The organism is Nonomuraea basaltis, from assembly GCF_005893125.1.
Lineage (GTDB): Bacteria > Actinomycetota > Actinomycetes > Streptosporangiales > Streptosporangiaceae > Nonomuraea > Nonomuraea basaltis.
In genome coordinates, this window is the sequence record NZ_VCJS01000003.1 from 25,652 (window position 1) to 52,613 (window position 26,962).

Annotated in this window: 31 protein-coding genes; 18 read left to right on the plus strand and 13 right to left on the minus strand. The window is 69.4% G+C overall.

Annotated features, from left to right (window positions below; all coding sequences use genetic code 11):
* The gene (locus EJK15_RS01715; RefSeq protein WP_171074047.1) at window positions 1–744 is read right to left on the minus strand and encodes a deoxyribonuclease IV; all 744 of its coding nucleotides are present in this window, start codon (window positions 742–744) and stop codon (window positions 1–3) included.
* 153 nt (window positions 745–897) lie between these two features.
* Between EJK15_RS01715 and EJK15_RS01720 the strand changes: the two genes are divergently transcribed.
* Window positions 898–1,077, plus strand: coding sequence for a hypothetical protein (locus EJK15_RS01720; RefSeq protein ID WP_138708562.1), 180 nt, complete (start codon window positions 898–900; stop codon window positions 1,075–1,077).
* A gap of 54 nt (window positions 1,078–1,131) precedes the next feature.
* On the opposite strand, the gene EJK15_RS01725 is transcribed toward EJK15_RS01720, so the two are convergent.
* Complete coding sequence (locus EJK15_RS01725) at window positions 1,132–1,449, minus strand: hypothetical protein (protein WP_240776707.1); 318 nt, start codon at window positions 1,447–1,449, stop codon at window positions 1,132–1,134.
* A gap of 193 nt (window positions 1,450–1,642) precedes the next feature.
* Here EJK15_RS01725 and rpsF point away from each other — a divergent pair, with 193 nt between their 5' ends.
* From rpsF to EJK15_RS01760, 7 genes are all read left to right on the plus strand, one after another.
* Window positions 1,643–1,933, plus strand: a complete 291-nt coding sequence (rpsF, locus tag EJK15_RS01730; protein WP_026214314.1) for a 30S ribosomal protein S6 — start codon at window positions 1,643–1,645, stop codon at window positions 1,931–1,933.
* A 77-nt stretch (window positions 1,934–2,010) separates the two neighbouring features.
* The gene (locus EJK15_RS01735) at window positions 2,011–2,589 is read left to right on the plus strand and encodes a single-stranded DNA-binding protein (RefSeq protein WP_138708563.1); all 579 of its coding nucleotides are present in this window, start codon (window positions 2,011–2,013) and stop codon (window positions 2,587–2,589) included.
* Window positions 2,590–2,653: 64 nt separating this feature from the next.
* The gene (gene rpsR / locus EJK15_RS01740; RefSeq protein ID WP_020543048.1) at window positions 2,654–2,890 is read left to right on the plus strand and encodes a 30S ribosomal protein S18; all 237 of its coding nucleotides are present in this window, start codon (window positions 2,654–2,656) and stop codon (window positions 2,888–2,890) included.
* 14 nt (window positions 2,891–2,904) lie between these two features.
* Complete coding sequence (gene rplI, locus EJK15_RS01745) at window positions 2,905–3,351, plus strand: 50S ribosomal protein L9 (RefSeq protein WP_138708564.1); 447 nt, start codon at window positions 2,905–2,907, stop codon at window positions 3,349–3,351.
* A gap of 254 nt (window positions 3,352–3,605) precedes the next feature.
* On the plus strand, window positions 3,606–4,460 hold the full coding sequence (locus EJK15_RS01750) for an ABC transporter substrate-binding protein (protein WP_138708565.1): 855 nt from the start codon (window positions 3,606–3,608) through the stop codon (window positions 4,458–4,460).
* A gap of 67 nt (window positions 4,461–4,527) precedes the next feature.
* Window positions 4,528–5,367, plus strand: a complete 840-nt coding sequence (locus EJK15_RS01755) for an amino acid ABC transporter permease (RefSeq protein WP_138708566.1) — start codon at window positions 4,528–4,530, stop codon at window positions 5,365–5,367.
* Window positions 5,364–6,128 (plus strand): amino acid ABC transporter ATP-binding protein, encoded by a 765-nt coding sequence (locus EJK15_RS01760; RefSeq protein WP_138708567.1) that lies wholly within the window; start codon window positions 5,364–5,366, stop codon window positions 6,126–6,128. Before EJK15_RS01755 ends, EJK15_RS01760 begins: the two co-directional genes overlap by 4 nt.
* Here EJK15_RS01760 and EJK15_RS01765 read toward each other — a convergent pair.
* Window positions 6,125–7,597: an APC family permease gene (locus EJK15_RS01765; protein ID WP_240776709.1), complete on the minus strand. Its 1,473-nt coding sequence runs from the start codon at window positions 7,595–7,597 to the stop codon at window positions 6,125–6,127. The genes EJK15_RS01760 and EJK15_RS01765 overlap by 4 nt on opposite strands.
* Window positions 7,598–7,775: 178 nt before the next feature.
* On the minus strand, window positions 7,776–9,077 hold the full coding sequence (locus EJK15_RS01770; protein ID WP_138708568.1) for an MATE family efflux transporter: 1,302 nt from the start codon (window positions 9,075–9,077) through the stop codon (window positions 7,776–7,778).
* Between the two features lie 284 nt (window positions 9,078–9,361).
* On the opposite strand from EJK15_RS01770, the gene dnaB reads away from it, so the two are divergent.
* Entirely contained in the window at window positions 9,362–11,770 is a 2,409-nt protein-coding gene (gene dnaB / locus EJK15_RS01775; protein ID WP_206060600.1) for a replicative DNA helicase, read from the plus strand.
* Between the two features lie 46 nt (window positions 11,771–11,816).
* Window positions 11,817–12,053, plus strand: coding sequence for an LLM class flavin-dependent oxidoreductase (locus EJK15_RS01780; RefSeq protein WP_206060601.1), 237 nt, complete (start codon window positions 11,817–11,819; stop codon window positions 12,051–12,053).
* Between the two features lie 111 nt (window positions 12,054–12,164).
* Here EJK15_RS01780 and EJK15_RS01785 read toward each other — a convergent pair whose 3' ends face one another.
* Window positions 12,165–12,617: a universal stress protein gene (locus EJK15_RS01785; protein ID WP_138708570.1), complete on the minus strand. Its 453-nt coding sequence runs from the start codon at window positions 12,615–12,617 to the stop codon at window positions 12,165–12,167.
* 13 nt (window positions 12,618–12,630) lie between these two features.
* Window positions 12,631–15,141: an AAA family ATPase gene (locus tag EJK15_RS78430; protein WP_138708571.1), complete on the minus strand. Its 2,511-nt coding sequence runs from the start codon at window positions 15,139–15,141 to the stop codon at window positions 12,631–12,633.
* Between the two features lie 61 nt (window positions 15,142–15,202).
* Here EJK15_RS78430 and EJK15_RS01795 point away from each other — a divergent pair, with 61 nt between their 5' ends.
* Together EJK15_RS01795 and EJK15_RS01800 are read left to right on the plus strand one after the other, a co-directional pair.
* Window positions 15,203–15,931 (plus strand): ABC transporter ATP-binding protein, encoded by a 729-nt coding sequence (locus EJK15_RS01795; RefSeq protein WP_138708572.1) that lies wholly within the window; start codon window positions 15,203–15,205, stop codon window positions 15,929–15,931.
* Complete coding sequence (locus EJK15_RS01800) at window positions 15,925–16,470, plus strand: hypothetical protein (protein WP_138708573.1); 546 nt, start codon at window positions 15,925–15,927, stop codon at window positions 16,468–16,470. Before EJK15_RS01795 ends, EJK15_RS01800 begins: the two co-directional genes overlap by 7 nt.
* A gap of 12 nt (window positions 16,471–16,482) precedes the next feature.
* Here the strand turns inward: EJK15_RS01800 and sigJ are convergent, their stop codons facing one another.
* The 3 genes from sigJ to EJK15_RS01815 all read right to left on the minus strand — a co-directional run bounded on the left by sigJ (window position 16,483) and on the right by EJK15_RS01815 (window position 18,427).
* Entirely contained in the window at window positions 16,483–17,373 is an 891-nt protein-coding gene (gene sigJ, locus EJK15_RS01805) for an RNA polymerase sigma factor SigJ (protein ID WP_138708574.1), read from the minus strand.
* A gap of 115 nt (window positions 17,374–17,488) precedes the next feature.
* On the minus strand, window positions 17,489–17,986 hold the full coding sequence (gene soxR, locus EJK15_RS01810) for a redox-sensitive transcriptional activator SoxR (RefSeq protein WP_138708575.1): 498 nt from the start codon (window positions 17,984–17,986) through the stop codon (window positions 17,489–17,491).
* A gap of 9 nt (window positions 17,987–17,995) precedes the next feature.
* Window positions 17,996–18,427: an Lrp/AsnC family transcriptional regulator gene (locus tag EJK15_RS01815; RefSeq protein WP_206060602.1), complete on the minus strand. Its 432-nt coding sequence runs from the start codon at window positions 18,425–18,427 to the stop codon at window positions 17,996–17,998.
* Between the two features lie 56 nt (window positions 18,428–18,483).
* Here EJK15_RS01815 and EJK15_RS01820 point away from each other — a divergent pair, with 56 nt between their 5' ends.
* Complete coding sequence (locus EJK15_RS01820; protein ID WP_138708577.1) at window positions 18,484–19,398, plus strand: SMP-30/gluconolactonase/LRE family protein; 915 nt, start codon at window positions 18,484–18,486, stop codon at window positions 19,396–19,398.
* Between the two features lie 2 nt (window positions 19,399–19,400).
* On the opposite strand, the gene EJK15_RS01825 is transcribed toward EJK15_RS01820, so the two are convergent.
* Both EJK15_RS01825 and EJK15_RS01830 read right to left on the minus strand, forming a co-directional pair.
* On the minus strand, window positions 19,401–20,132 hold the full coding sequence (locus tag EJK15_RS01825; RefSeq protein ID WP_138708578.1) for an ABC transporter permease: 732 nt from the start codon (window positions 20,130–20,132) through the stop codon (window positions 19,401–19,403).
* Window positions 20,129–21,034 carry an ABC transporter ATP-binding protein gene (locus EJK15_RS01830; protein WP_138708579.1) on the minus strand — a complete coding sequence of 302 codons (906 nt, stop codon included), beginning with the start codon at window positions 21,032–21,034 and terminating at the stop codon, window positions 20,129–20,131. The genes EJK15_RS01825 and EJK15_RS01830 overlap by 4 nt, the downstream gene beginning before the upstream one ends.
* A gap of 108 nt (window positions 21,035–21,142) precedes the next feature.
* Here EJK15_RS01830 and EJK15_RS01835 point away from each other — a divergent pair, with 108 nt between their 5' ends.
* The 3 genes from EJK15_RS01835 to dnaN all read left to right on the plus strand — a co-directional run bounded on the left by EJK15_RS01835 (window position 21,143) and on the right by dnaN (window position 24,442).
* Window positions 21,143–22,573 (plus strand): sensor histidine kinase, encoded by a 1,431-nt coding sequence (locus EJK15_RS01835; RefSeq protein ID WP_138708580.1) that lies wholly within the window; start codon window positions 21,143–21,145, stop codon window positions 22,571–22,573.
* A complete protein-coding gene (locus EJK15_RS01840; RefSeq protein ID WP_138708581.1) occupies window positions 22,570–23,223 on the plus strand; it encodes a LuxR C-terminal-related transcriptional regulator in 654 nt (217 codons plus the stop codon). The genes EJK15_RS01835 and EJK15_RS01840 overlap by 4 nt, the downstream gene beginning before the upstream one ends.
* 121 nt (window positions 23,224–23,344) lie before the next feature.
* A complete protein-coding gene (dnaN, locus tag EJK15_RS01845; RefSeq protein ID WP_138708582.1) occupies window positions 23,345–24,442 on the plus strand; it encodes a DNA polymerase III subunit beta in 1,098 nt (365 codons plus the stop codon).
* 130 nt (window positions 24,443–24,572) lie between these two features.
* On the opposite strand, the gene EJK15_RS01850 is transcribed toward dnaN, so the two are convergent.
* Window positions 24,573–25,070, minus strand: a complete 498-nt coding sequence (locus EJK15_RS01850) for a MarR family winged helix-turn-helix transcriptional regulator (protein WP_138708583.1) — start codon at window positions 25,068–25,070, stop codon at window positions 24,573–24,575.
* A gap of 62 nt (window positions 25,071–25,132) precedes the next feature.
* Here EJK15_RS01850 and EJK15_RS01855 point away from each other — a divergent pair, with 62 nt between their 5' ends.
* The gene (locus EJK15_RS01855) at window positions 25,133–25,420 is read left to right on the plus strand and encodes an antibiotic biosynthesis monooxygenase family protein (protein WP_138708584.1); all 288 of its coding nucleotides are present in this window, start codon (window positions 25,133–25,135) and stop codon (window positions 25,418–25,420) included.
* Window positions 25,417–26,253 (plus strand): SDR family oxidoreductase, encoded by an 837-nt coding sequence (locus EJK15_RS01860; protein ID WP_138708585.1) that lies wholly within the window; start codon window positions 25,417–25,419, stop codon window positions 26,251–26,253. Before EJK15_RS01855 ends, EJK15_RS01860 begins: the two co-directional genes overlap by 4 nt.
* A gap of 16 nt (window positions 26,254–26,269) precedes the next feature.
* Here the strand turns inward: EJK15_RS01860 and EJK15_RS01865 are convergent, their stop codons facing one another.
* Complete coding sequence (locus EJK15_RS01865) at window positions 26,270–26,944, minus strand: FadR/GntR family transcriptional regulator (protein ID WP_138708586.1); 675 nt, start codon at window positions 26,942–26,944, stop codon at window positions 26,270–26,272.
* Window positions 26,945–26,962 lie beyond the last annotated feature (18 nt).

Sequence of the window (26,962 nt, forward strand, 5' to 3'; positions counted from 1 at the left end):
CTAGAGGTTCTTCCTCAGGAACGTGATGTCGTCCGCCTGGCCGGCGGCCGGCGTCTCCACCACGATCGGCGCCTCGGCCGCCCGGCAGACCGCCAGGATCAGCTCCGGGTCGATCCTCCCCTGACCCAGGTTGGCGTGGCGGTCGGCGCCGGAGTCGAACTCGTCGCGCGAGTCGTTGCAGTGGACCAGGTCGATGCGGCCGGTGATGGCCTTGACCCGGTCGACCAGGTCGATCAGCTCCTCGCCGCCCGCGTGGGCGTGGCAGGTGTCGAGGCAGAAGCCCACGTCGAACCCGTCGAGCGCGTCCCAGAGCCGGGCGATGCGCTCCAGCTTGCGCGCCATCGCGTTGCCGCCGCCCGCGGTGTTCTCGATCAGCACGGGGATCGGGCACTCCATGCGCTCGAACACCTTGCGCCAGTTGTCGAACCCGGTCTGTGGATCGTCGCTCTTGTTGACATGGCCGCCGTGCACGATCAGGGCCTTGGCGCCGAGTCCGGCGGCCGCCTTGAGGTGCTGCTCCAGCAGCTTGCGGCTGGGGATCCTGATGCGGTTGTTGGTGGTCGCCACGTTGATCAGATAGGGCGCGTGGATGTAGATGTCCACACCCTCGACCGGCTTGGCCGGCAGCACGGGCTTGTCGTAGCCCTGGGGGTCGCCGAGGAAGAACTGCACCACCTCGGCCCCGACCTCCTCGGCGTGAGCGGCGGGGTCGTCCTGATCGACGTGAGCTCCGATTCGCACCATGGTCAGGAGCTTAGCCGGAGCGGCGGCGAGCCCGGGGCGGAGAGCGGCGGCCTGCGTAACCGGCGGAGCCCGTGTGGGCGCGACCATCGGACGCGGTTTGGCGGGGGCGTACAGGGGCAGTCGCCATGCGCCCCCTACGCGAGGAGAAGCGATATGACAAGGTGGCGCTGGCGGGCGCTGATCTTATTGATTTACGTGGCGATCGGGCTCTACGTGGCCTGGATCTACGACTACATCACCGTGGGGCTGCTCAGGGACGTCGCGGAGGCGTTGCTCGCGGTGTTCCTCTGGTTCCTCGTCCTGCTCGGAATAGACCTGCACATCAACGGATGAACGACATATAAGAACGGCCCCGGAAACCCGGGGCCGTTGCTCATGAGCGGGGGCTCATGGGTGGGGAAGGAAGCCGCCGTGGGCGATGCCGAGTGCGGCCCCCACGAACGACCCCACGAGCCCGACGATGTTGAGCGAGCGCTGCGGCGTGGTCTCAGAGACGTACTGAGAGTAGAGACCGACGCCGAAGCCGAGCGTGCCGGCCCAGGCCGAGATGGGATGCGCGGCGATCCAGAACGTCGAGACGAACGCCACGACGCCCAGCGCCAGCGTGGCGACGGCCAGAACGTTCTCGATCGGGTGCGGACGCCCGTCCGTGTTGAGCGTGAGCCTGAACCTCTCCCTCTCCGAGGGTTGAAGCACATGTGGCACAGCCACCACCCCCTTAGGTTTCCTAAGGGCCTTCCCACCTACTCGCGGCTGGTAACCTGGGGCACGCTGCGTTGTGATGGATGATCCGTCGCCCGGCGGCGCCGAAAGGGGCGTCTCCGGTCCAAACGTCAGCGTCCTCCTGTCACGGCAGAGTGTCGTGACCGCAAGAGTCCAGAGGAGGTTGGAGTCCCGCATGCGTCGTTACGAAGTAATGGTCATCCTGGACCCTTCGCTCGATGAGCGCACCGTCGCGCCGTCCCTCGACCAGTTCCTCACCGTGGTCCGCAACGACGGCGGCACCGTGGAGAAGGTCGACGTCTGGGGCCGTCGCCGTCTTGCCTACGACATCGACAAGAAGTCGGAAGGCATCTACGCCGTCATCGACCTGTCCGCGGAGCCCGCGACGGTCAAGGAGCTCGACCGGCAGATGAACCTCAACGAGGGCATCCTGCGCACCAAGGTCCTCCGCCCGGACGTGCACTAACCCCGGTTTTTGTCGGGGAACACCCGTAGTCTGAGCCGTAACCCAAGCGAAGGCGTGCAGGAAGGCGAGCGCTAGCCATGGCAGCAGGCGACACCGTAATCACCATCGTCGGCAACCTCGTCGACGACCCGGAGCTGCGCTTCACCCCAACGGGGCAAGCGGTGGCTCGATTCCGCATCGCGTCCACTCCGCGGTTCATGGATCGCCAGACCAACGAGTGGAAGGACGGCGAGAGCCTCTTTCTTACCTGCAACGTGTGGAGGCAGGCGGCGGAGAACGCCGCCGAGAGCCTCCAGCGCGGCATGCGGGTCATCGTGCAGGGGCGGCTCAAGCAGCGGTCTTACGAGACCAAGGAAGGCGAGAAGCGCACGGTCTACGAGGTCGAGGTCGACGAGGTCGGCCCGTCTCTGCGTAACGCCACGGCCAAGGTCAACCGCACCTCCCGTCAGGGTGGCGGCGGTGGCGGCGGCTTCGGCGGCGGTCCGGCCGACGACCCGTGGGCCTCCGCGTCGCCCGCCCCGCCTCAGGGTGGCGGCTACCAGGGCGGCGGTGGCGGCGGCTTCGGCGGCGGCGGCGGCGGTGGCGGCCAGCAGAGCAGCGGCGGCGGCTTCGGCGGCGGCGGCGGCAACGACTTCAGCGACGAACCGCCTTTCTAAACCAGTCCTATCAGTCCGAGTCCATTCCCGCTTTGAACGGCGGGGCTCTGAAAGGAGCACCACGATGGCAAAGCCGGCACTGCGCAAGCCCAAGAAGAAGGTTTGCCTGTTCTGCCACGACAAGATCTCCTACGTCGACTACAAGGACACGGCGCTGCTGCGGAAGTTCATCTCCGACCGCGGCAAGATCCGTGCGCGCCGGGTGACGGGCAACTGCACCCAGCACCAGCGTGACGTGGCGACCGCGATCAAGAACGCCCGTGAGGTGGCCCTGCTGCCCTACACGAGCACCGCGCGCTAAGGAGGACTGTCGATATGAAGCTCATCCTCACCAACGAGGTTTCCGGCCTCGGCACCCCTGGCGACGTGGTCGAGGTCAAGGACGGCTACGGCCGTAACTACCTCATTCCGCGCGGCTACGCCATGCGCTGGACCCGCGGGGCCGAGAAGCAGATCGAGACCATCAGGAAGGCTCGCGACGCTCGCGAGATTCGCGACGTGGGCACCGCCAAGGAGGTCGCCGGCCGGCTCGGCGCCCTGCGCGTCCGGCTGACCACTCGCGCGGGCGACTCCGGCCGCCTGTTCGGCTCGATCACCACGGGCGACATCGCCGAGGCCGTCAAGGCCGCCGGTGGCCCGATCCTCGACCGCCGCCGCATCGAGATCGTCAACCCGATCAAGAGCGTCGGCTCCCACCGCGTCACCGTCAAGCTCCACCCGGAGGTTTCTGCTTCGGTGGATGTTGAGGTTGTCGCTGGCTGATCTTTGTGATCAGAGCCCCTCTCCGTTCGGAGGGGGGCTTTTCCATTCTTGACGCGCTGCCGTGGCCGCCAACCGCCGCACTTCGGCCGAGCGCCCTCCAGGAAACGGCCGCTGACCCTTCACCGGCTGAGCGCCGTTACGCGAGCCCCACCTTGGCCGTTTGCCGTGGTGAGGAGCACCCTCATACGTCATTTCCGATCAGGCACGCGTAGAATGCCTTCGTTCTTCGGCACGTTCCCCCTGGAGGCTTGGCCATGGCCCGTTCTTTTATGCTGCTCGCGCTGGCCGTGGCGGTAGTCGGTTGTGCGCCGGTCGACAACACGGCGAGCACGTCGGCCGGTCCGACGACGTCCACCGCGTGTGCCAAGGATCAGCTCTCGCTCATCAACCCCGGGAAGCTGACCATCGGGACAGATAAGCCGGCCTTCGAGCCGTGGTTCAAGGACGACGATCCGAGCAACGGGCAGGGGTTCGAGAGCGCGGTGGCCTTTGCCGTGGCCGGCGAGCTCGGCTTCGACCGGACCGAGGTGCAGTGGAGCACGGTGAAGTTCGACTCGGCGTTCGCGCCGGGGGAGAAGCAGTTCGACTTCGACATCAACCAGGTCTCGATCACGCCTGCCCGCGCCAAGGCGGTCGACTTCAGCAACGGCTACTACACGGTCAAGCAGGCCATCGTGGCGATCAAGGGCGGCAAGTACGCCGACGCGAAGAGCCTGGCCGAGCTGAAGGACGCGAAGATCGGCGTACAGGTGGGCACGACCTCGCTCGACGCCGTCAAGAAGGTCATCCAGCCGGGCGAAGACCCCAACGTCTACAACGAGCAGATCGACGCCGTGAACGCACTGAAGAACAAGCAGGTGGACGCGCTGGTCGTGGACCTGCCGACGGCGTTCTACGTGACGGCCGCGCAGGTCGAGGACTCCAAGATCGTGGGCCAGTTCAGCTCGACGGGCGGCACGCCGGAGGAGTTCGGGCTGGTCATGGAGAAGGGCAGCGCGCTCAAGTCGTGCGTGGACAAGGCCGTGGACGCGCTGAAGTCGAACGGTGAGCTGGCCAAGATCGAGGAGCAGTGGCTCGGCTCGGCCGTGGGCGCGCCCGAACTGCGATGAGCGAGCGCAGCGAGCGACCAATCAGATACAGCCGACTGTCACTCATGCGACCGACGAAGGAGGGCGCATGAGTGACTGGGTCAAATCCGAGCGGCAGCTCCAGCGGGAGCAGGTGCGCAGGTCGTACGCCCACCGCTCGGCCTCCATCGCGACGGCCTCGACGATCGTGTTCATCGTCCTGGCGGTGTGGGCGGTCACGAACTCGCCGGGCTGGCCGCGGGTGCGGGAGACGTTCTTCGACTGGGGGGAGTTCGCCGCGGCGCTGCCCGACGTGCTGAGCGGGTTCCTGCTCAACGTCAAGATCTTCCTGATCGCCGAGGTGCTGATCCTGGTCGTCGGGCTGCTCGTGGCGCTGGCAAGGGGGATCACGACGCCCGCGTTCTTCCCGATCAGGGCGCTGGCCACGCTCTACACGGACGTCTTCCGCGGCGTGCCGACGATCCTGGTGATCTACCTGATCGGATTCGGGCTCCCGGCGCTCAGGCTGCAGGGCATTCCATCCGATCTGGCGACGCTGGGCATCATCGCGCTGACGCTCTCCTACGGCGCGTACGTGGCCGAGGTGTTCCGCTCCGGCATCGAGTCCATCCACCCGAGCCAGGTCGCGGCGGCCCGTTCGCTCGGGCTGAGCCACGCCAAGACCATGCGCTACGTGGTGCTGCCGCAGGCCACCCGCCGGGTCGTGCCGCCGCTGCTGAACGACTTCGTCTCGCTGCAGAAGGACACGGCGCTGGTGGCCACCATCGGCCCTCTGGAGGCGCTCAGGCAGGCGCAGATCCACGTGACCAGCACGTTCAACTACACGCCTTACCTGGCGGCGGCGCTGCTGTTCATCCTGCTCACCATCCCCATGGCCAGGTTCACCGACCACCTGGCCGCCCGCACCCGCAGGAGGCGCGGCGCATGAGCGAGCGACCAATCAGACACAGCCTGCTGACGATCGACGGGGTGTGGAAGAACTTCCACGGCCACAGCGTGCTGCGCGGCATCGACCTGGAGGTGCACGCGCACGAGGTGGTGAGCCTGATCGGCGCCTCCGGCTCGGGCAAGTCCACGCTGCTGCGCTGCGTGAACCTGCTGGAGACGGTGGACGACGGCACGATCTTCCTCGACGGCGAGGACATCACCGACCCGCGGGTGAACGTCGACAGCGTGCGCAAGCGGCTGGGCATCGTGTTCCAGGCGTTCAACCTGTTCCCGCACATGACCGTGCTGGACAACATCACGCTGGCGCCCCGCCGGGTGCACAAGGTGGCCAAGGAGCAGGCGGAGGAGCAGGCGCACGAGCTGCTGACCAAGTTCGGGCTGGCGGACAAGGCGCGGGCGTACCCGGACCGGCTGTCCGGCGGGCAGCAGCAGCGGGTGGCCATCATCAGGGCGCTGGCCACGCAGCCCAAGCTGATGCTGCTGGACGAGGTCACCTCGGCGCTCGATCCCGAGCTGGTGGTCGAGGTGCTGGGGATCATCAGGGAGCTCAAGGAGTCGGGCATGACGATGATCCTGACGACCCACGAGATGGGCTTCTGCCGCGACATCTCGGACACGGTGTGCTTTCTCGACGGCGGTGTGCTGCTCGAGAAGGGGCCGGCGGAGAAGCTCTTCACGGATCCGGAGAACGCCAGGACCAGGGAGTTCCTGCGGAGTGTGCTCGAATCGAGGCGGTTCTAGCGCCGATGCCGGCCGCGCACCGGCTCGAGGGCGGTGCGCGGCCTGGCGAGGAGGCTGTGGCGGCGGCCGTACACGAGGTAGACCAGCAGGCCGAAGGCCATCCACAGGGCGAACCACGCCCAGGTCATCACCCCCAGGTTGACCATCAGCCAGAACGTGGCCAGCAGTGACAGCGCCGGCACCAGCGGCGAGAGCGGCACCTGGAACCCGCGCTCCAGATGGGGCATGCGGCGCCGCATCACGATCACCCCGGCCGCCACGAACGCGAACGCGAACAGCGTCCCGATCACCACGAGCTCCTGCAGCGTGAGCACCGGCACGAACTCGGCCAGCACGATCGCGACGACCCCGATGACCAGCGTCACCCGCGACGGCGTGTGGTAGCGGCGGCTGACCGAGGCCAGACCGCGCGGGATCAGGCCGTCGCGGGCCATCGAGAACAGCACCCGCGTCTGTCCCACGATCAGCACCAGGATCACGGTCGTCAGCCCGAGCACCGCGCCCGCGTCGATGACGTGCGCCATCCAGTCCACGCCCACCGCCCGGAACGCGCTGGCCAGCGGCGCCTCCACCGAGATCTTGGTGTACGAGACCATGCCCACCATCACCAGCGCCACCGCGATGTAGATGACGGTGGCGATCACCAGGCTGCGGATCATGCCCCTGGGCACCGCGCGGGGCGCGTTGACGGTCTCCTCGGCCGCGGTGGCCACGACGTCGAACCCGATGTACGCGAACGCGATGGCCGAGCCCGCCGTGAAGATCCCGAACCAGCCGAACGCGTGGCTCTCGCCGACGAGGAACTCCAGCACGGTCGCCGGCGGGGTGGTCAGCGTCTTCGGCGGGACGTAGAACTCGCCGAAGTTGTCGGCGTCGAGGTGCGTCAGGCCCACGACGATGACCGCGCCGATGGCCAGCAGCTTGGCCGCCACCATGACCCACAGCGCGCGCAGCCCGATCCGGGCACCTAGCGCCACGATGCCGGTGAGCAGCACCAGGATGACGAACACGAGGATGTCGGCGACGAGGTCCGGGTTCGGCACGCGGACGCCGAGATTCATGATCGCGCCGACCGTGATCAGGCCCCACGCCCTGGCCACGACGGCGGCGGCGAACTGCAGCTCCAGGATCAGCGCCCAGCCGATGATCCAGGCCCAGACCTCACCGAAGATCACATAAGTGAAGGTGTAGGCGCTGCCCGAGGTCGGCATCGTGGACGACAGCTCGGCGTAGCAGAGGCAGGCCAGCAGGCTGGCGATCCCCGCGATCATGAAGGAGAGGATCACGCCGGGCCCCGCCGTGGTGGCCGCCTGCTGGCCGGCGATGGAGAAGATGCCGGCACCGATCATCACGCCGAGCCCGAGCACCACCAGGTCGGCCGGACGGTAGAGCTCGGACAGGCTGTGCCGGGCGCCGGTGCGCAGGCCGGTCGCCTCCGAAGGCGGCAGTCGTCGCAGAATCGTGGACATCGTGGACAAGGAACACCCCGCTCAGGGAACTCGCCCACAATGTCTCACCACATGGACAACAGCAAGCACGAGACGATTACAGTGGGCCGCGTTCAGCGGTCCACTGCAGGTTGCGGGGTTTGCACCTACAGTGGGCCGCGTTCAGCGGTCCACTGCAGGTTGCGAACGAAGTCCGCGTTTAGGCCCCGGTCACCAGCCAGGCAGTGCCGGCGGCGCGGCGTACCAGAGTGATCAGCCGGGCGATCATCCACACGCCGAGCGCGCACCACAGGGCCACGACGCCGAGGCCCGAGGCGAGGAGGGCGGCCGGCAGGTACGCCAGCGTCGTCCACACCCCCGCCCAGGCCAGGTAGCGCTGGTCGCCCGCGCCGATCAGCACGCCATCGAGCACGAACACCACCCCGCAGACAGGCTGGAACAGCGCCACCGGCCACAGCAGGGCCAGCAGCAGCTCGGCGACCAGCGGATCGGCGTCGAACAACCCCGGCAGCACCGGCCTGGCCGCGATCACCAGCAGGCCCAGCACGATGCCCGACCAGATGCCCCACTGGACCATGCGCCGCGTCGCGGCCCTGGTGGCGGCAACGTCTCCCGCGCCGAGTGAGCGTCCGGTGATGGCCTGCCCGGCGATGGCGATGGCGTCCAGCGCGAATGCGAGCAGCGTCCACACCTGGATGGCGATGGCGTACGCGGCCAGCTCGGCCTCGCCCATCCTGGTGGCGATCACAGTGGCCGCGAGCAGCACGATCCGCAGGCAGACGGTACGGATGAGCAGCGCGAACCCGGCCGTGCCCGCCTGCCTGACCCCTGCCAGGCCAGGCGCGAGGGACGTGCCCATCCGCAGCGCGCCCCTGGCCACCACGACCAGGTAGACGGCCGCACCCAGCGTCTGCGCCAGCACGGTGCCCCAGGCCGACCCGGCGATGCCCCACTCCAGTCCCAGCACGAACCAGGCGTTCAACACCGCGTTCAGTGCGAATGAGCCCACCGCGACCGCCAGCGGCGTGACCGTGTCCTGCAGCCCGCGCAGCACGCCCGTGCCGGCCAGCACGACCAGCATGCCGGGGGCGCCGAGCAGGCTGATCCGCAGGTACGTCACCGCCTGCGCGGTCTGCCCCTCGCCGGCCCCGAACAACTGCACGATGGCAGGGGCCAGCGGCCAGCAGAGCACGATCAATGCCACGCCGATGCCCAGCGCCAGCCAGATCCCGTCCACACCGCTGCGCATGGCCCGCATGTGGTTCCCAGCGCCAGATTGGCGCGCCACGGACGCCGTCGTCCCGTAGGCCAGGAATACGCACAGGTTCACCAGCGTCGCCAGAACCGCGCCGGCCACGCCCAGAGCGCCCACCGCCGTGGTGCCGAGCCCGTGGCCCACGATGGCGTAGTCGGCCAGCAGGAAGAGCGGCTCGGCCACGAGCGCGCCGAACGCCGGTATGGCCAGCCGTAGTATCTCCCGGTCTCTGGATGTAATGGGCATTTGTCCATTATGGCCATTACACGGCGTGTCGGCACAACTTTCTTTTCTCCACAGCCGGTGGATACTGTTCGCCCTGCTCAGGAGTACTTCGGTGGATTTCCGCAAGAGTTATCCCCAGGTCGATCCACAGGCCGTTCACACCCTGGGCGCCGTCGTCCACAGCTTGACCACAGGGTTATCCACAGGCTGCGTTGCCGATGGACCCCGACTCCGCGAAACTGTCACACCGGTCGACTACAAGTGGGGGTGGTGCGACCGCCTGCAAGGTTGTTCGAGGGGGCGCGGTGAGCATTGACGAAGAGACCGGGGCAGGTCCTGGTTTCGAGCGCACACCACCGCACAACATCGATGCGGAGCAGTCGGTGCTGGGCGGCATGCTGCTGTCGAAAGACGCCATCGCCGACGTCGTGGAGATCCTGCGTGCTGACGACTTCTACCGCCCGGCCCACCAGATGGTCTTCGACGTCATCACCGACCTCTACGGCCGGGGCGAGCCGGCCGACGCCGTCACCGTCTTCGACGAGCTGCAAAAACGCGGTGAGATGGCCAGGGTGGGCGGCGCCGCCTACCTCCACACCCTCACGGCCGTCGTCCCCACCGCGGCCAACGCCGGCTACTACGCCAAGATCGTCAGAGAGCAGGCCATCCTCCGCCGCCTCATCGAGGCCGGCACCCGCATCGTCTCCTTCGGCTACGGCGGCCAGAACGAAGAGGTCGATGACCTCGTGGACCGCGCCCAGGCGGAGATCTACAAGGTCACCGAGCGCCGCACCTCGGAGGACTACGCGCCCCTGGCCGACATCATGCCCGGCGCCCTGGACGAGCTTGAGGCCATCGGCAGCCGCGGCGGCCAGATGGTCGGCGTACCGACCGGCTTCCAGGACCTCGACCAGCTCACCAACGGCCTCCACCCGGGCCAGATGATCGTCGTGGCCGCCCGCCCGGCCATCGGGAAGGCTCTGGCGCTCGACACACCGCTGCCCACGCCGACCGGGTGGACGACGATGGGCGAAGTCAAGGTCGGCGATCAGTTGATCGGAGCCGACGGGCGGCCGACCCGGGTGGTCGCGGCCACCGAGGTCATGTACGACAGGCCGTGCTATGAGGTGGAGTTCAGCGACGGTACGACGATCGTCGCGGACGCTCAGCATCAGTGGCGCACCACCACGCGCGCCTCCAGGGGAGCCGGAAGGGCGGTGCAGAAGGAGATCGGCTCGATCGGCAAGGTGCCGATCGAAGTGGGTGGTCCGAGCCCCGGCCGATATGTTCGGCACACCCGCGCATATCCGGCAGTGAAGCTCTTCGGCGGTCTGTACGACCAGGTCGTCACGCCCAAGAACGCTGCCACGACACCACTGCACAAGACTGTGGTCACTACCCAGGAGATCGCTGCGACCATTCGATGTGATTCAGCGGATCGGCGGCCCAACCATGCCGTCGCGGTATCAGCCGCATTCCAGCTGGATGAACAAGATCTCCCACTTGCGCCATATGTGCTGGGTGTCTGGTTGGGCGCGTGTCACAAGACGCACGGCACCGTGCAAGGGACCCTTCGGACCTTGGGCGTACTCGGAAACAAGCACATTCCGGCCATCTACCTGCGTGCCTCCGAACGGCAGCGCCGGGAATTGCTGGCTGGTCTGCTCGACAGCGACGGCTACATAAGCAGCGCCGGGCAGATCCAGCTCGCCGTGACCAACGAACGGCTCGCGCGCGATGTGCACGAACTCATCGTGAGCCTTGGCTATCGGGCCACCATGCGTACCAAGCCAGTCAAAGGCCGGACGCAAGCCTCCTCGATCTGCTACATGATCAACTTTACTACGTCGGACAAGGTCTTTCGCTTGGCTCGCAAGGCCGCCAGGCAGGTCACCGCCGACCAACCGGCCACGCGGCTCCGGTACATCGTGGATGTGCGCCCGATTCCGTCACAGCCCGTGCGGTGCGTCGAGGTGGACAACGAAGACCATATGTATTTGGCCAGCCGGGCATGCATTCCGACCCACAACAGTACGCTGGGCCTTGATTTCGCTCGTTCCGCGGCGATCAAGCATGGGATGACCACGGTCATTTTCTCGCTGGAGATGTCCCGCAATGAGATCACCATGCGTCTGCTGTCCGCCGAGGCCAGGGTCGCGCTGCACGCCATGCGGTCGGGGATGATGGGCGACGACGACTGGACGCGCCTGGCCCGCAGAATGAGCGAGGTAGCCGAGGCGCCCCTGTTCATCGACGACTCGCCCAACATGTCGATGATGGAGATCAGAGCCAAGTGCCGGCGGCTCAAGCAGCGCAACGACCTGCGGTTCGTGGTCATCGACTACCTCCAGCTGATGAGCTCGCCGAAGAAGACCGAGAGCCGCCAGAACGAGGTCTCCGAGATCTCGCGTGCGATCAAGCTGCTGGCCAAGGAGCTTGAGGTCCCCGTCATCGCGATCTCCCAGCTCAACCGCGGCCCCGAGCAAAGAACGGACAAACGCCCCCAAGTTAGCGACCTGCGCGAATCTGGAAGTATTGAGCAGGATGCGGACATGGTCATCTTGCTCCATCGCGAGGATGCCTACGAGCGCGAGTCGCCCAGAGCAGGTGAGGCAGACCTGATAGTGGCTAAGCATCGAAATGGGCCGACTGCCACCGTCACCGTCGCCTTTCAGGGACACTACTCACGCTTCGTTGACATGGCCCAGCACTGAGGCTCAGATTGTAGGCCCGCAATTCCGTGAGCGCTTTCAGTGGATCATGAGCACTGGCCGAGCACGCACGCGCTGCTCAGCCGACGTCGACCTAGTACGCCTCGCCCGCACCGCCGACGACGCCGGCCTCGACACCCTGTGGGTCTCCGACCACCTCGTCCAGGCCGATCCGACCGCCGCTCCGCACGAGAGCGAGATGCTGGAGGCATGCACCACGCTCGGATTCGTCGCCGCGCGGACGGAGCGGCTGCGCGTCGGGACCATGATGACCGCGGTCACCTAGCGGCCTCCCGCGCTGTTGGTCCAGGCCGTCACCACGCTCGACGCGCTCACCGGCGGCCGCGCCTGGCTGGGCCTGTCGGCCCTCCGCGACCTCACCCCGAACTGAGCTGCCTCAGCGAAGCGTCTTGGCGGGCGGGACGATGAGGGTGGGCCGGCGGGCGTGGTGCAGCACGTGATTGGAGACGCTGCCGAGCAGCACCGATCGGACCCCGGCCAGGCCGCGCGAGCCCGTGACCACCAGCGAGGCGTCGATCTCGTCGGCGACATCCACGATCGTCTTCCAGATCGACTCGTTGTCGGCCACCGCCCGATAGGTCACGTCGGCGAGTCCCGCCGCGATCGCCAGCTCGGCGCCCTCCTTGGCGTGCGCCTCGGCCTGGGCCTGCGCCTCGTCCCCCGTGTCCGGGGAGATCGCGGCCGCCGCCAGCGGGTACTTCCGCAACTGCACGAGCAGCGGCTCCCACACCGTAACGATCATGGTGGGCTCGGCCGCGAGATGCTTGGCGGCGAACTCGATCGCGGTACGCGCGTCGGCCGAGCCGTCATAGGCGACAAGGATGGTCATGGCGTTCTCCCCTTCACTCTTTGGCTAAAGCGCCGGAGCGATCACCCGCCATTCCTGGAGCCGTTGTCTGCTCTGTCACATTCAGGACAGGTCCAGGCCGGCGAGCTGGGCGCGGCTGGCCACGTTCAGCTTGGGGAAGGCACGGTAGAGGTGGTAGCTGACGGTCTTGGGGCTGAGGAAGAGCTGGGCCCCGATCTCCCTGTTGGTCAGGCCCTTGGCGGCCAGCCGGACGATCTGGAGCTCCTGCGGGGACAGGGCGGGGGCGACGTCGGCCGTCGGGGAGCTGGTGTCGCCTGCGGCGACAGCGCGAGGCGAGCGCCCATTCCTGGAACCGGCGCAGGGGCTCGTCGGCGGCCATGCCCAGCCGGGCCGCCGCCTCGATCTGGTCGGGGGCGAAGTAGACGGCCTGGATCTGGTGGCGTACCGGGCCCGTCATGGCGCCGTCCAGGCGATCGAGCGCCTCGGTGAAGCGGCCGTGGCCGAGGTCGAGCAGGGCCAGCGCCCATTCGGCCCAGGCCAGGCCGTTGGCGATGCGGTTGGCGTCGAAGCGGTCGTACGAGCTCGCCGCCAGCTCGGCGCACCAGCCGGCGTCGCCCTGGACGGCGGCGATCCAGGCCAGGACGCCTTCCAGGTAGCCGGCGCGGTTCGGCTGGCCGGTGTCGGAGGCCAGTTGCAGTCCTTCCGTCGCGGTGGCCACGGCGTCCCTGAACCTGCCCAGGTACAGCTCGGCGGCGGCGAGCGTCACGTGGGCCAGGGGAAGCTTGCCGATCTCGCCGTTCGCGCGGCACTCGCCCGCCACGGCGGCGGAGATGTCGTGGCCGGTCTGGAAGTCGCCGACCAGCATGGCCACGAAGGAGGCGTTGATCCTGAAGGCATGGGCTCCCGAGGGGATCCGGCTCCCCGCGGCCACCAGGCCGCGCATGATGGGCAGGGCCTCGGCCGGGCCTCCGTCCAGCCAGGCCGCCGCGCCGGTCACGGCCTGCACCGCCGGGTCCAGGTCGTCCTCGGGGCGCAGGCCGAGCGCGTGCAGGCGGGAGGCGGCCTCGGCGACCCTGGGCGGGTCGCTCAGCTGCCATGCGTTGCGGGCGGCGTCGATGAGCATGAGCCCGGCGGCCACCCGATCCGCCGCCTCGGCCGTCGGCACCTCTGAAAGGTGTTGCGCGCCCGCGACCAGCAGGTCGTGGGCCAGGTATGGGGCGCCCTCGTCGAAGGCGATCCGGGCGCGCAGTTCCGACAGCCGGGCCCGGGAGCGCGCGTCGGTGACGAGCTCCGCGGCGCGCTCGGCCAGTCGCTTGGCCCGCGCGGGCTGTCCCGCGTCGGCGGCGGCGACCGCCGCCGAGGTCAGCCGCCGGGCCTTGAGCGCCTGGTCCGAGGTGAGGGCGGCAGCCCGTTCGAGCGCGGCGGAGGCCCCCGCGTTGCCGTTGCGGTCCTGGGCCCGCTGCGCCGCCTGCTCCAGCGCCAGCGCCGCCGCCTCGTCCGGTCCCGTCGCGGCGGCCGCCAGGTGCCAGGCGCGCCGGTCCGGCTGGTCTTCGAGCAGCCGGGAGAGCACCGAGTGGGCCTCGAGCCGCAGGTCGTACGTGCCGTGCTGGTAGGCGGCCGCCCGCATCAGCGGGTGGGTGAAGCTCACCTGCCCACCGGTGATCCTGATCAGCCCGGAACGCTCGGCCGCGCTCAGGGCGGCCGGGGTGAGGCCGAGCTCCTCGCCCGCCCGCCTGATCACGGCCAGGTCGCCGCCGTCCGTCAGCGCGGTGACGAGCAGCGCCGTCCGCGCGTCCGGGGGCAGCTCGGCGATGCGGGCGGCGTACGCCTCCTGGATGCGGGCCGGAAGCGGCAGCGGGCTCTGGTCGTGCAGTCCGGGCAGGCCGGTATGCGGCAGCTCGCGCAGCGCGAGCGGGTTGCCCGCGCTCTCCTCGACGATCCGATCGCGCATCGGCCCGGCGAGCCCGGGCGCCGCCTCGCCGAGCAGCCCCAGAGCGGACTCCCTGTCGAGCCCCGGGAGCCGGTGCTCGGGCAGGCCCGAGGGATCGAACCCGTCCCGCGCCCCGAACACCATCGCGATCCCCTCGGCATGCAGCCGGTGCGCGGCGAACCGCAGGACCTGCGCGGAGGCCTGATCCAGCCAGTGCGCATCGTCCACCAGGCACAGCAGCGGGCCGTCCTCGGCCAGCTCCGCCAGCAGCGACAGCACGGCCAGGCCGACCAGGAGCTGATCGTCCCTGGCGGCGGGCGCCAGGCCGAGAGCGCCCTCCAGGGCGGCCGCCTGCGGCGCGGGCAGCGCACCGACCCGGTCAAGGGCGTGGCGCAGCAGCAGGTGCAGCGAGGCGAACGGGATCTCCGCCTCGGTCTCGATACCCATGCCACGCAGCACGCGCATGCCCGCGGCCCGCTGCCCGGCGTACTCCAGCAGCGACGTCTTGCCGATGCCCGGCTCGCCTCTGATCACCATGACGCCGGAGCGCCCGTCGCGAGTCCGTTCGAGCAGTTCCTCGATCGCCGACTGATCGGCCGCCCGCCCCCACAGCATCACCGCATCCTAGTCACTTGTCCGGTACCGCCCGGACAAGCGCGTTCGTAGCGTTCTCGGTATGAATCATCCGCGAGCCGTGGAGCTGTCCTCGGTCACCAAGCACTACGCGCACGGCGTCACCGCGCTGGACGACGTGACGATCGGCTTCGGCCCCGGCACGTTCACGGCCGTGATGGGACCCTCCGGCTCGGGCAAGAGCACGCTGCTGCAGTGCGCGGCCGGTCTCGACCGGCCCAGCTCGGGCCGCGTGGTGGTGGACGGGCGCGATCTCGCCCAGCTCGGCGACAGGAAGCTGACGCTGCTGCGGCGCGACAGGATCGGCTTCGTGTTCCAGTCGTTCAACCTGCTCCCCTCGCTCACCGCCGAGCAGAACGTGGGCCTGCCGCTGCGCCTGGCGGGCCGGCGAGCCGGCAAGGAGCTGGTACGGCAGAGCCTGGCGGCCGTCGGGATGGCTGAACGCGCCCGCCACCGGCCCGCCGAGCTGTCCGGCGGCCAGCAGCAGCGCGTCGCCATCGCGCGTGCCCTGATCACCAGGCCGGCCGTGCTCTTCGCCGACGAGCCGACCGGCGCCCTGGACGCGAACACCAGCCGCGACGTCCTGCGACTCATGCGCACGCTCGTCGACGGGCAGGCCCAGACGATCGTCATGGTCACCCACGATCCGGTCGCCGCCTCGTATGCCGACCGGGTGGTGTTCCTGGCCGACGGCCGGGTGTACGGCGAGTTGCACGACCCCACCGCCGAGCTGGTCGGCACCAGGATGCTGCAGCTGGAGGCGTCGTGCTGAGGATCGCCTGGTCCACGCTGCGCACGCGCTGGGTGTCCTTCGCCGGCACGTTCGCCGCCCTGGCGCTCGGCGCCGCCCTGATCGCCACGCTCGGCCAGGTACTGGCCTCCGCCGTCTCCTCGCCCGACCGGGGGCCGCAGCGCTACGCCGCTGCTCCCGTCGTGGTGATCCCCGAGCAGAGCCTCACGGTGGACACCTGGCAGGGCGGCAGCAGCGCGCCGCTCGCCGAGCCCCGCGGGCTGGCCGCCGAGCCGGCCGCCCGGTTCCCCGATGCCGTGGTGGACCGGGTCTTCCCCGCGCAGCTCGCCGGCGGGCCGCCCGCCGTCGGACGTCCCTGGTCCGCCGCCCGTGCGGCGCCGTACGAGCTGGTCTCGGGGCGGGCGCCGACTGCGGACACCGAGATCGCGGTGAGCGCCGGCGCCCGGCTCGGCGCGCGGGTCCGCGTGGTGACGGCCGCGGGCTCACGCGCGTATGAGGTGGTGGGAGTCACCACGGCGGGCCCGGAGGCGGTTCACTGCCTGGCCGGGCCAGGCGGCTGAGTGTGGGCACGCTCAGCTGCCTGGCGCCGACAGCTCGAGCCGGGCCAGGCGCTCGGGGTCGGAGAGGATGTCGAGGGTGACGATCTTGCCATCGGCGATGGTGAAGCTCAGAACTCCTCGCGGCTTCCCCTCCTCCGTGCTGACGAGCCCGAGGGTGCCGTTCACCAGCATCGGCTCCACATGACGCGTGGTCGTGTACCGCTGGAAGCCGGACACCTGCCCGGCCACCGCCTGGGCGCCGCTGATCGTCCACATTCCGCCCCCGGCCACGGCACCCGCGTCGACGCGCATCACGACGTCGGGGTCGAGGATGGCGAGCAGCGCGTGGAAGTCCCCGCCGCGCGCGGCCGCCAGGAAGGCGTCGACGACCTGGCGCTGGCGGCTCGGGTCCGGCTCGGGGGGTGGGAGCGTTCCCCGTACGCGTTGCCGCGCGCGGCTCGCCAGCTTCTTCGCCGCGTCCGGAGAGCGGTCCACGATCGCGGCGATCTGCTCGAACGGCACCGCGAACATGTCGTGCAGCACGAACGCCAGCCGCTCCGCCGGGCTCAGCGACTCCAGCACCACGAGCAGCGCCAGGCCGACGGCGTCGGCGATCAATGCCTGCTGTTCGGGGTCGCCGCCGTCCTCACGGCTGATCACCGGGTCGGGCAGGCGCTGCTCGAGTGGCGCCTCGCGCCGGGTCGCACGGGCCCGCAGCATGTCCAGGCACACCCGGCCGACGACCGTGGTGAGCCAGCCGGCCAGGTTGTCGATCGTGCCGGAGTCCGTACGGCTCAGCTTCAGCCACGCCTCCTGGACGGCGTCCTCGGCTTCGGTGAGCGAGCCGAGCATCCGGTAGGCCACCGCCTTGAGATGGGCGCGGTGTTCCTCGAACCGGCCGGCCAGAAAGTCCTCAGCGTCCACGGTCACATCCTTCGTCAGGGCTTCCGCAGTGGGCCGCGTTTCATCGGCCCATTGCAGGTCGCGGAGTTCGCACCTACGTCCTTGACGCGCGGGACCCGGCGAACGTGACGGAGGATCAGAGATTTGCGGACGGCACGCAGCAGGCCTGCGGCGGGCACAGCCGGGTGTCGATGCGGCGCGCGCCCGGCCCCTCATCGCCCAGCCGGTCGTGCGGGTTGGCCACCGGGCACCGGTCGAGCGACAGACAGCCGCACCCGATGCAGTCCGTCAGGTCGTCCCGCAGCCGCTGCAGCTGCAGGATGCGATCGTCCAGCTCGCCCTGCCACGCGGCCGACAGCCTGGCCCAGTCCGCGCGGGTCGGCGTGCGCTCGTCCGGCAGCTCGGCCAGCGCGTCCTTGATGGTCTTCAGCGGGATGCCGATGCGCTGCGCGAGCCTGACGAACGCGACCCTGCGCAGGCTGTCGCGGCTGTAGCGGCGCTGGTTGCCGGCCGTGCGCCGGCTCGTGATGAGGCCCTTGGCCTCGTAGAAGTGCAGGGCCGAGACGGCGACGCCACTGCGCTCGGCCAGCTGGCCGACCGTGAGCTCCTTGGTGTTCCAGGCGACCTTGGTCATACCTGGAGTTTACTTGAGGGTCCTTTCGAAGAACGTCTCCAGGACCACGACCGTCTGGGTGCCCGTCACGCCGTCCACCTCGAACACCCGGCGCAGCACGTCCTGCAGCTCCCGCGTCCCGCTCGTACGGACCTTGAGCAGCACTGACGCGGGCCCCGCGATCACGTGCGCCTCCTCGATCTCGGGGATCGACGCCAGCCGCTCCGCGCTGCCGCCCATCCACGTGCTGCCCTCGACCAGCACGTACGCCGTCACCGCCCGCCCGAGCGCGGCCTGGTCCACCTCGATCGTGGTCCGCCTGATCACGCCCCGCTCGCGCAGCTTGCGTACCCGCTCGTGCGCTGCCCCGCTGGACAGGCCCACCGCCCTGCCGAGCACCGCGTACGACTGCGTCGCGTCCTCCTGAAGCAGACCGATCAGCATCCGGTCGATATCGTCCACCACCGAATGGTATATCCGAATATACCGTTCAGACTGAACGGCGTATGGTGGGAACCATGATGGAGACGATCCCCACTGAGTTCGAAGTTCTGGACGAACGGTTCGCCGCGATCGGCGGAGACGACAGGGTCGAGGTGCTCTACACCGGCACCCGCTGGTCGGAGGGCCCCGTCTACTTCCCTGCCGGCCGATTCCTGGTGTGGAGCGACATCCCCAACGAGCGGATGCTGCGCTGGGACGAGATGACGGGCGCGGTCGGGCCGTTCCGCCAGCCGTCCGGCTACGTCAACGGCAACACGCTCGACCGCGAGGGCCGGCTGATCTCCTGTGAGCACGGCAACCGCCGCGTCACCCGTACCGAGCACGACGGCTCGATCACGGTGATCGCCGACCGCTGGGAGGGCAGGCGGCTCAACAGCCCCAACGACGTGGTCGTCCGCTCCGACGGCTCCATCTGGTTCACCGACCCGCCGTACGGCATCCTCAGCGACTACGAGGGCCACGCCGCCGAGCAGGAGATCGACGGCTGCCACGTCTACCGGGCCGACCCGGTGACCGGCGAGGTGCGGATCGTGGCCGACGACTTCGTCAGGCCCAACGGCCTGGCCTTCTCGCTGGACGAGCGCCGGCTCTACGTGGCCGACACCAGCGAGCGGCACCTGCGCGTGTTCGACGTGCGGGAGAACGGCACGCTGGCGGGTGGCAAGGTCTTCGCCGAGGGCGGCGACGACGACAAGTTCGACGGCATGCGGCTGGACGACACCGGCCGGATCTGGACCGCGGCCGGCAAGGCGGTGCTCTGCTACGACCCGGACGGCACGCTGATCGGCCGGCTCAAGCTGCCCGAGTTCACCGCCAACCTGGTGTTCGGCGGGCCCAAGCGCAACCGCATGTTCATCGCGGCCTCGACCTCGCTCTACTCGCTGATGACCAACGTCACGGGCGCCCACCCGGTCTGGGCCGGACGCTAGCCTCACTCCCACCGGAACAACCGCACGGCCAGCCCGCCGAAAATCAGCAGCCCGGCGGCCACCACCGCCAGGTGCGGGAGCTGCGGGGCCTGTCCCGCCCAGGTGTCCTTGAGCGCCTGGGCGAACGGCCCCGCCACGGAGAAGTCGCTGACCGCGCGCAGCCCGTCCGGCATGACATCGCGCGGCACCCACATGCCCCCCAGGAACATCAACGGGAACATCGCCACCGACCCGATCCCCGGGGCGGCCTTGCCGTTGGGCGCCAGAGCCGCGATCACCAGCCCGATGGCCATCAGCGCGGCGCTGCCGAGCAGGAAGACCAGGACGAACCCCACCCACTGCCGGGGCGCCGGCGAGCCGAACACCAGAGCCCCGACCACGATCAGAATGGTCGTGGACACAGCGCCGACGGCCAGATTGATCAGGAGCTGCACGCCCAGCAGCCGCCCCGGGTGCACGGGCGTGGTGGACATCCGCTTGAGCACGCCCTGCTCGCGGTAGGTGGTGAGCACCGCGGGCACCACATTGCAGGCGAGAACCAGCAGCGCGAGCAGCGTCATCATGCTCGGCATCTGCGTGTCCACGGGCCTGTCACCGGCGTTCCCGACCTTCGTCATCATCGGGATGCTGAGCCCCAGCACGACCAGGAGGCCGACCGGCAGCCCGATGGTGAACAGCATGAAGGGCCATTCGCGCAGGTGCAGTTTGGCCTCCACGATGAGGATCTTCTTCACGAGAGCTTCCTTCCGGTGAGTGCGAGGAACGCGTCGTCGAGCGTGGCCTGTTCGGTGCGCAGGTCTCCGGGGACGACCTGGTGCCGGGCCAGGGCGAGGATGACCGCGGGAGCGAGGTTGCCGGAGCCGCTCACCACGACCTGGCCGCCGCTCCTGCTGACCTCGCGCACCTCGGGCAGGGCGAGCAGCACGGCGTCGTCGACGGGCGCGGACGGCCGGAACCGCACTCGCTGCTCCTCGCCCACCTGCGCGATCAGCCCGGCGGGCGTGTCGGTGGCGGCCACCTTGCCCGCGTCGATCAGCGCGAGCCGGTCGCAGAGCCGCTCGGCCTCCTCCATGAAGTGGGTGACCAGCACGATCGTCACCCCGGAATCGCGTACCTGCTCGACCAGCTCCCAGGTGTCCCTGCGGGCCTGCGGGTCCAGCCCGGTGGTCAGCTCGTCGAGTACCGCCACACGGGGCCTGCCGACCAGCGCCAGCGCAACGGACAGCCGCTGCCGCTGACCGCCGGAGAGCTTCTTGAACGTGGTGTCGCGCTTGCCGCCGAGCCCGACCCGCTCCACCAGCTCGGACCAGTCGGCCGGGTCGGGGTAGAAGGAGGCGTAGAGGTCCATGGCCTCCCACACCTTGATCTTCTCCGGCAGGGCGGCGCTCTGGAGCTGCATGCCGAGCACCTTGCGCAGCTCGTCCCGGTCCTTCCGGGGGTCCAGCCCGGCCACCCGTACGGTGCCGCCGTCCGGCGCCCGCAGACCCGCGACGCATTCCACGGTGGTGGTCTTGCCGGCGCCGTTCGGGCCCAGGATGCCGAAGATCTCCCCCTCGGCGACCTCGAACGACACGTCGTCGACCGCCAGGTGGTTCGGATACTGCTTCCGCAGGTTCCTGACCTCGATGATTTTCATGGCATTGACGCTAGGAACGCCGGAGGCATGGCGGAATCCGACTAGATGCCCGGCAAGGGTGTACCTAGGTGCAGTGACCCTACGCGGTCCCTGCCGCACACTGAAGGCATGCTTCGGAGGTTCGGTCAGATCACGGTGCTTCTCGCGCTGCTCGTCGTCGAGGTGCCGATGATCCTCCTGTCCGTCGTCATGCTGGTCCTGTCGGTGGCGGTGGGCATGGTCTTCCTGTTCCCGCCGCAGGCCCGGATGGTCAGGATGCTGGCCGAGCTCAACCGGCGGCTGATGCGCGCGTGGACGGATCTCCCGATCGAGGCCCCGTACCTCCCCAAGCCCCCGCCACCGGTGCCGCAGGCGGACGGGATGTACCGCTCGGACCGCACCCTGTACAGATCGCCGCGCATTCCGGCCTGGAACGACCGCTGGAAGTGGCTGATCAGCGACCCGGCCACCTGGCGCGACGATCTCTGGCTGTTACTGGACCCCCTGGTGAAGGTGGCCCTGTTGCCGCTGTTCATCCTGCTCCCTCCGCAGGGCCTGCGCCTCTACGCGTTCTGGAGCGACCTGCTGCTCGGCGCGACCGCCGCGAGCCGGCTGGCCGGCCAGGTGAGCCACCTCAAGCGCACGCGCAACCTGGCGACCGACTCCCAGGCGGCCGAGATGCGCAGGATCGAGCGCGACCTGCACGACGGCACGCAGGCCAGGCTGGTGGCGATCGGCATGACGCTCGGCGCGGTCGAGCAACTCGTCGACAACGATCCCGCGTCGGCCAAGGCGCTGCTGGCCAAGGCCCGGGAAGTGTCCTCCGAGACGCTGTCCGAGCTGCGCCGGGTCATTCGCGGCATCCATCCCCCGGTGCTCGCCGAGCGCGGGCTCGGTGACGCCGTACGCGCGCTGGCCATGGACAGCCCGCTGCGGGTCACCGTAGAGGTGGACCTGCCGCACCGGCCCGAGCCGCCGGTGGAGGCGGCGGCGTACTTCGCCGTCAGCGAGCTGCTCTCCAACGCCGCCCGGCACGGCGACGCCCGGTCGGCGACGGTGGACATCAGCTCCAGCGGCGCCGACCTGCGCATCACGGTCACCGACGACGGCATGGGCGGCGCCGACCCGGCCAAGGGCAGCGGCCTGGCCGGCATCGAACGGCGGCTGTCCGCGTTCGACGGGGTGCTCGCGCTGAACAGCCCGCCCGGCGGCCCCACCACGGTGATGATGGAGCTGCCCAGGGCGCTGCCGGAGCACTGGTCGGGCAACCTGTCCAAGCTCCCCCGCCGGAAGGCGATCCTGGTCACGTTCCTGTGGGCGACGGCCTGGTGCCCGACCTTCCCGCAGGGGTTCGTGGCGGCCATCTTCAAGCTGATCGACTTCGACGAGAAGGCCTGGTTCCTCGCGCTGCACCTTCCCGAGGTCTGGCAGTGGCCGGTGATCATCGGCATGATCGCGCTCGGGCTTACCATGCATGCCATGGCCATCCGCATCCCCGCGACCCACAACCGGGAGCAGTGGATGGCGGAAGCGACCCCGACCAAACCCTGGTGCTCATGAATCGCGTGCTCATCGCCGAAGACCTCTACCTGCTCAGAGACGGGCTCGTCCACCTGCTCCAGGCCCATGGCTTCACGGTCGTGGGCGCCGTGGAGTCCGGCCCCGAGCTGCTGAAGGGCCTGCTCGAGCTGCGCCCCGACGTCTCGATCGTCGACGTGCGCCTGCCGCCGACGTTCACCGACGAGGGCCTGCAGGCCGCGCTGGCGGCCAGGAAGTCGGTGCCGGGACTGCCCATCCTCGTGCTGTCCCAGCACGTCGAGCAGTTGTACGCCCGCGAATTGCTGGCCGACGGCTCGGGCGCGATCGGCTACCTGCTCAAGGACCGGGTCTTCAACGCCGAGCAGTTCATCGACGCGGTACGCCGGGTCGCCGCGGGCGGCACCGCCATGGACCCAGAGGTGATCGCCAAGCTGCTGGCCAGCAACGCCAGGCACGAGCCGCTGGCCGCGCTCACGCCGCGCGAGCGGGAGGTGCTCGAGGCCATGGCGGAAGGGCGGTCCAACGCCGCGATCTCCCAGCGGCTCTACCTCAGCGAGAGCGCCGTGGCCAAGCACACCGCCAACATCTTTGCCAAACTGGGCCTCGCGCCGTCGGACGACGACAACCGGCGGGTGCTGGCCGTGCTCGCCTACCTCAACAGCCGTGGCTGACGGGAAGCTCTCATAGCGCCGGTGACGGGAAGCCCCTCGCGGCCGCGGCGGAACGCGCCCGGTGTTGTCGGTCGCCTCGGCTATTTTCATAGAGGCACGGCGTGACGAAGGGGTGTAACAGGTGAAGATCCGGGTTAACCGCGATGTACTGGCAGATGCGGTGGCGTGGGCTGCCCGAGTCCTGCCCAGCCGCCCTGTGGTGCCCGTCCTGTCCGGGCTGCTGCTGCAGGCAGGCGAGGAGCTGAGCCTGTCCGCGTTCGACTACGACGTCTCCGCCAGGGCCGTCGTCGACGCCGACGTGTCCGAGACGGGCAGCGTCCTGATCCCCGGCCGGCTGCTGGCCGAGATCAGCCGCAGCTTGCCCGCCGACGACGTGGAGATCGTCACCGAGGGCGCCGAGGCGGTGCTGACCTGCGGAAGCGCCGAGTTCGGGCTCGTCACGATGCCGGTCGAGGACTTCCCGGCCATGCCCGCGATGCCGCCCAGCATCGGCGCCATCGGCGGCGGCGTGTTCGCCTCCGCCGTCGCCCAGGTCGCACCCGCCGCCAGCCGCGACGACACGCTGCCGATGCTCACCGGCATCAGGGTCGACATCGAGGGTGAGTCCGTGGCCATGGCGGCGACCGACCGCTACCGCATCGCCGCCCGTGACTTCACCTGGCGCCCGGCCGGCCCGGACGTCGCCGTCTCCGCGATGGTGCCGGCGCGGGTGCTGGTCGAGGTGGCCAAGTCGCTGCGCGGCGGCGAGGTGTCGGTCGCGATGGGCGACGGGGTGGCCGGGTTCGAGAGCGTCGGGCGCAGCACGACCGTGCGGCTGCTCGACGAGCAGTTCATCGACTACCGCGCCCGGCTGACCAACGACTGGTCGATCAGGGCCAACGTGCCGGTGGCGGCGTTCGTCAACGCGATCAAGCGGGTGGCGCTGGTGGCCGAGCGCAACACCGCGATCCGGCTGTCGTTCACCCAGGGGCAGGTGCTGATCCAGGCGGGTGGCGGTGACATCGGGCGCGGGACCGAGGTGGTGGAGTGCGAGCTGCGCGGCGACGACATCCAGATCGCTTTCCAGTCGCAGTTCCTGCTCGACGGGCTGACGGGGATCGAGAGCGAGCTGGCGCGCATCAACCTGGAGTCGCCCACCAGGCCCGCCCTCATCCAGGACGTCCCGGGCGACGCCGCCCCGGCCTTCCGCTATCTGGTCATGTCCCTCCGCCAGTCATAACCCCTTTTTGTTCTTGTACGGCAAGCCAACGAGGCGCCACCCGCCGACCGGGGCCGGGCGCCTCCAGGGTGACGCCCTCTGACCCGCACAGGGTCGGCCGCCGCAACGGCGCACAGGCATCGGTGCCTCCCTACAGGCGCCGGCCGTCTGCTTCGGCCGCGCCGGGCGGGTCGTTTCGGTCCTTGGCCGTCTGGCGTTCGGCGACCAGCTTGAAGACCCGCTTGAAGTCCGCGTACGCCTGCTCGCCCACCGCCCGCGCGTGCTCCGCCTCCATCGCGGCGAGGACGGCGTCCGACTTGGCCATGTGATCCCGGCCCTTCTCGGTGGGCACGATCAGCTTGGCCCGGCGGTCGGCCGGGTCCGCCTGCCGCTCCACGTACCCCAGCTCGACCAGCTCGTCCACCAGCGTGCCGATCACCTGCTTGTGCTGGCCCGACTGCGCGGCCAGGTCGGTGGCCCTGCTGCCCTCCTCGTCCAGGTACGCCATCACGGCACCGTGCCGTGGCCTGAGCCGCGGATGCCCCTGCTCGGCCAGCCTGGTGAACAGCTCCCGCTGCAGGCTGAAAAGAGTCCTGCTGGACAGGATGCCGAGATCGGGCTTTTCCTGCTTGCGCTGGCTCCTGCGCACTCACACCCTCCAATTAGTCACTAATCTTGACCGTCACTAATTATTACTATATTGTCCGTGACATGACGACAACGGTGGAACTCACCAGGTTCCGCGTCTCTCCCGGCCACGCCGACCGGCTGCTGGCGGCCCGCCAGGGGATGATCGTGGACTTCCAGGCCGACCGGGCCGGATTCCTGGACGCCAAGCTGGTCCGCGTGTCCGACGGCGAATGGCTGGACATCGTGGAGTGGCGCTCGGCCGAGGACTTCGCGGCCTCCCGCGCCAAGGGCGCCAACCTGCCCGGCATCCGGGCCTTCTTCGACCTGATCGACGAGCTCGTGTCCATGGAAGAGGGGACAACGCGATGACCATCTTGATCACCGGTGCCACCGGCACTGTTTCCGGCGCCGTGCTGCGATCCTTGGCGGGCACGGAGGACGTGCGGGTCCTGGTGCGTGACGCGGCGAAGGCGCCGTCGGGCGTAGAGGTGGCGGTCGGCGACCTGGACGACCCCGCCACGCTCGACCAGGCGTTCAAGGGCGTGGACAGGCTGTGGCTGCTGACCGCGATGGGCCCGCAGGCACCACATGCCGGCATGAACGCCGTCTGGGCGGCGAGAAGGGCCGGGGTGAGCCACGTGGTGCGGATGTCGGCCATCGGCGCCGCCCATGACGCGCCGACCCGCAACGGCCGGCTGCACGCCCTGTCGGACGTCGAGCTCGCCGCCTCAGGGCTCGGCTGGACCGTCATCCGCCCGGCCTTCTTCATGCAGAACCTTTTCGGCTCGGTCAACGGCGACACCCTCTACGGCGCGACGGGCGAGGGGCGGCTGGGCATGATCGACGTACGTGACATCGGCGACTTCGCCGCCGCGGTCCTGAGTGATCCCGCGCCGCACAAGGGCAAGACCTACACTCTCACGGGCCCATCCAGCATCTCACTACGGGATGCGGCCGCCGAGCTGGAGCAGGTGTACGGCATGCCGATCGCCTACCAGCCGGTCACGCCGGACGACGCCTACCGCTCGATGCTGGCGGCCGGGCTGCCGGAGTGGATCGCCGCGGTCAACAGGGAATACCTCACGGCGTACGCGCAGGGCTGGGGTGACTACACCACCTCGACGTTCACGGACGTGATGGGCCACCCCGGCAGGTCGTTCACCGACTTCGCGAGAGATCACGCCGCCCACCTGCGCCCCTGACCCCTGAAGGCAGGGGTCAGGACTCGGTGAGGGCGATGAGGATGTGCTCCATGCAGGCGTGTCCCGCCCGCTCGGCCGCCGACGCGTCCCCGGCCGCGATGGCGCGGGCGATCGCGTCGTGCGGGATGTAGCTCTTGTTCAGCGACGTCCCCGCAGCCGTGATGCTGGCCCGCAGCGCCGCCGAGAAGTCCTCGTAAAGGTCGATGAGCACGAGGTTGTGCGTGGCGTGCGCGACCGCCATGTGGAAGGCCAGGTCGGCCTCGACGAAGTAGTCGGGGTCGTCCAGCTCCCACGCGCGGTCCCGCTCAGTCAGCGCGGCCTCGATGCGGACGATGTCCTCGTCGGTGCGCCGGGTGGCCGCCAGGCGCGCCGACTCGACCTCGAGCGCCCGGCGTACCTCGAAGATCTCGAGCTGCTCGGCCTGCTTCAGCCGGCGCAGCATGGCGCCGGACAGCTCGCTGGTCGCCCGGACGTAAGTGCCGTCTCCCTGACGGCACTCGAGCAGCCCGGCGTGCGTGAGCGCGCGTACGGCCTCCCGAACGGTGTTGCGTCCCACCCCGAGTTGCTCAGCGAGCACGGTCTCGGTAGGGATCTTGCCGTTCATCCGCCATGATCCTGAGGTGATCTGCTCCTTGAGCTGATCGATCACCTGGTCGACGAGCGAAGCCCGCTGCGCCGTACGCAGACTCACAGTCCGCCTCCTCCGGGG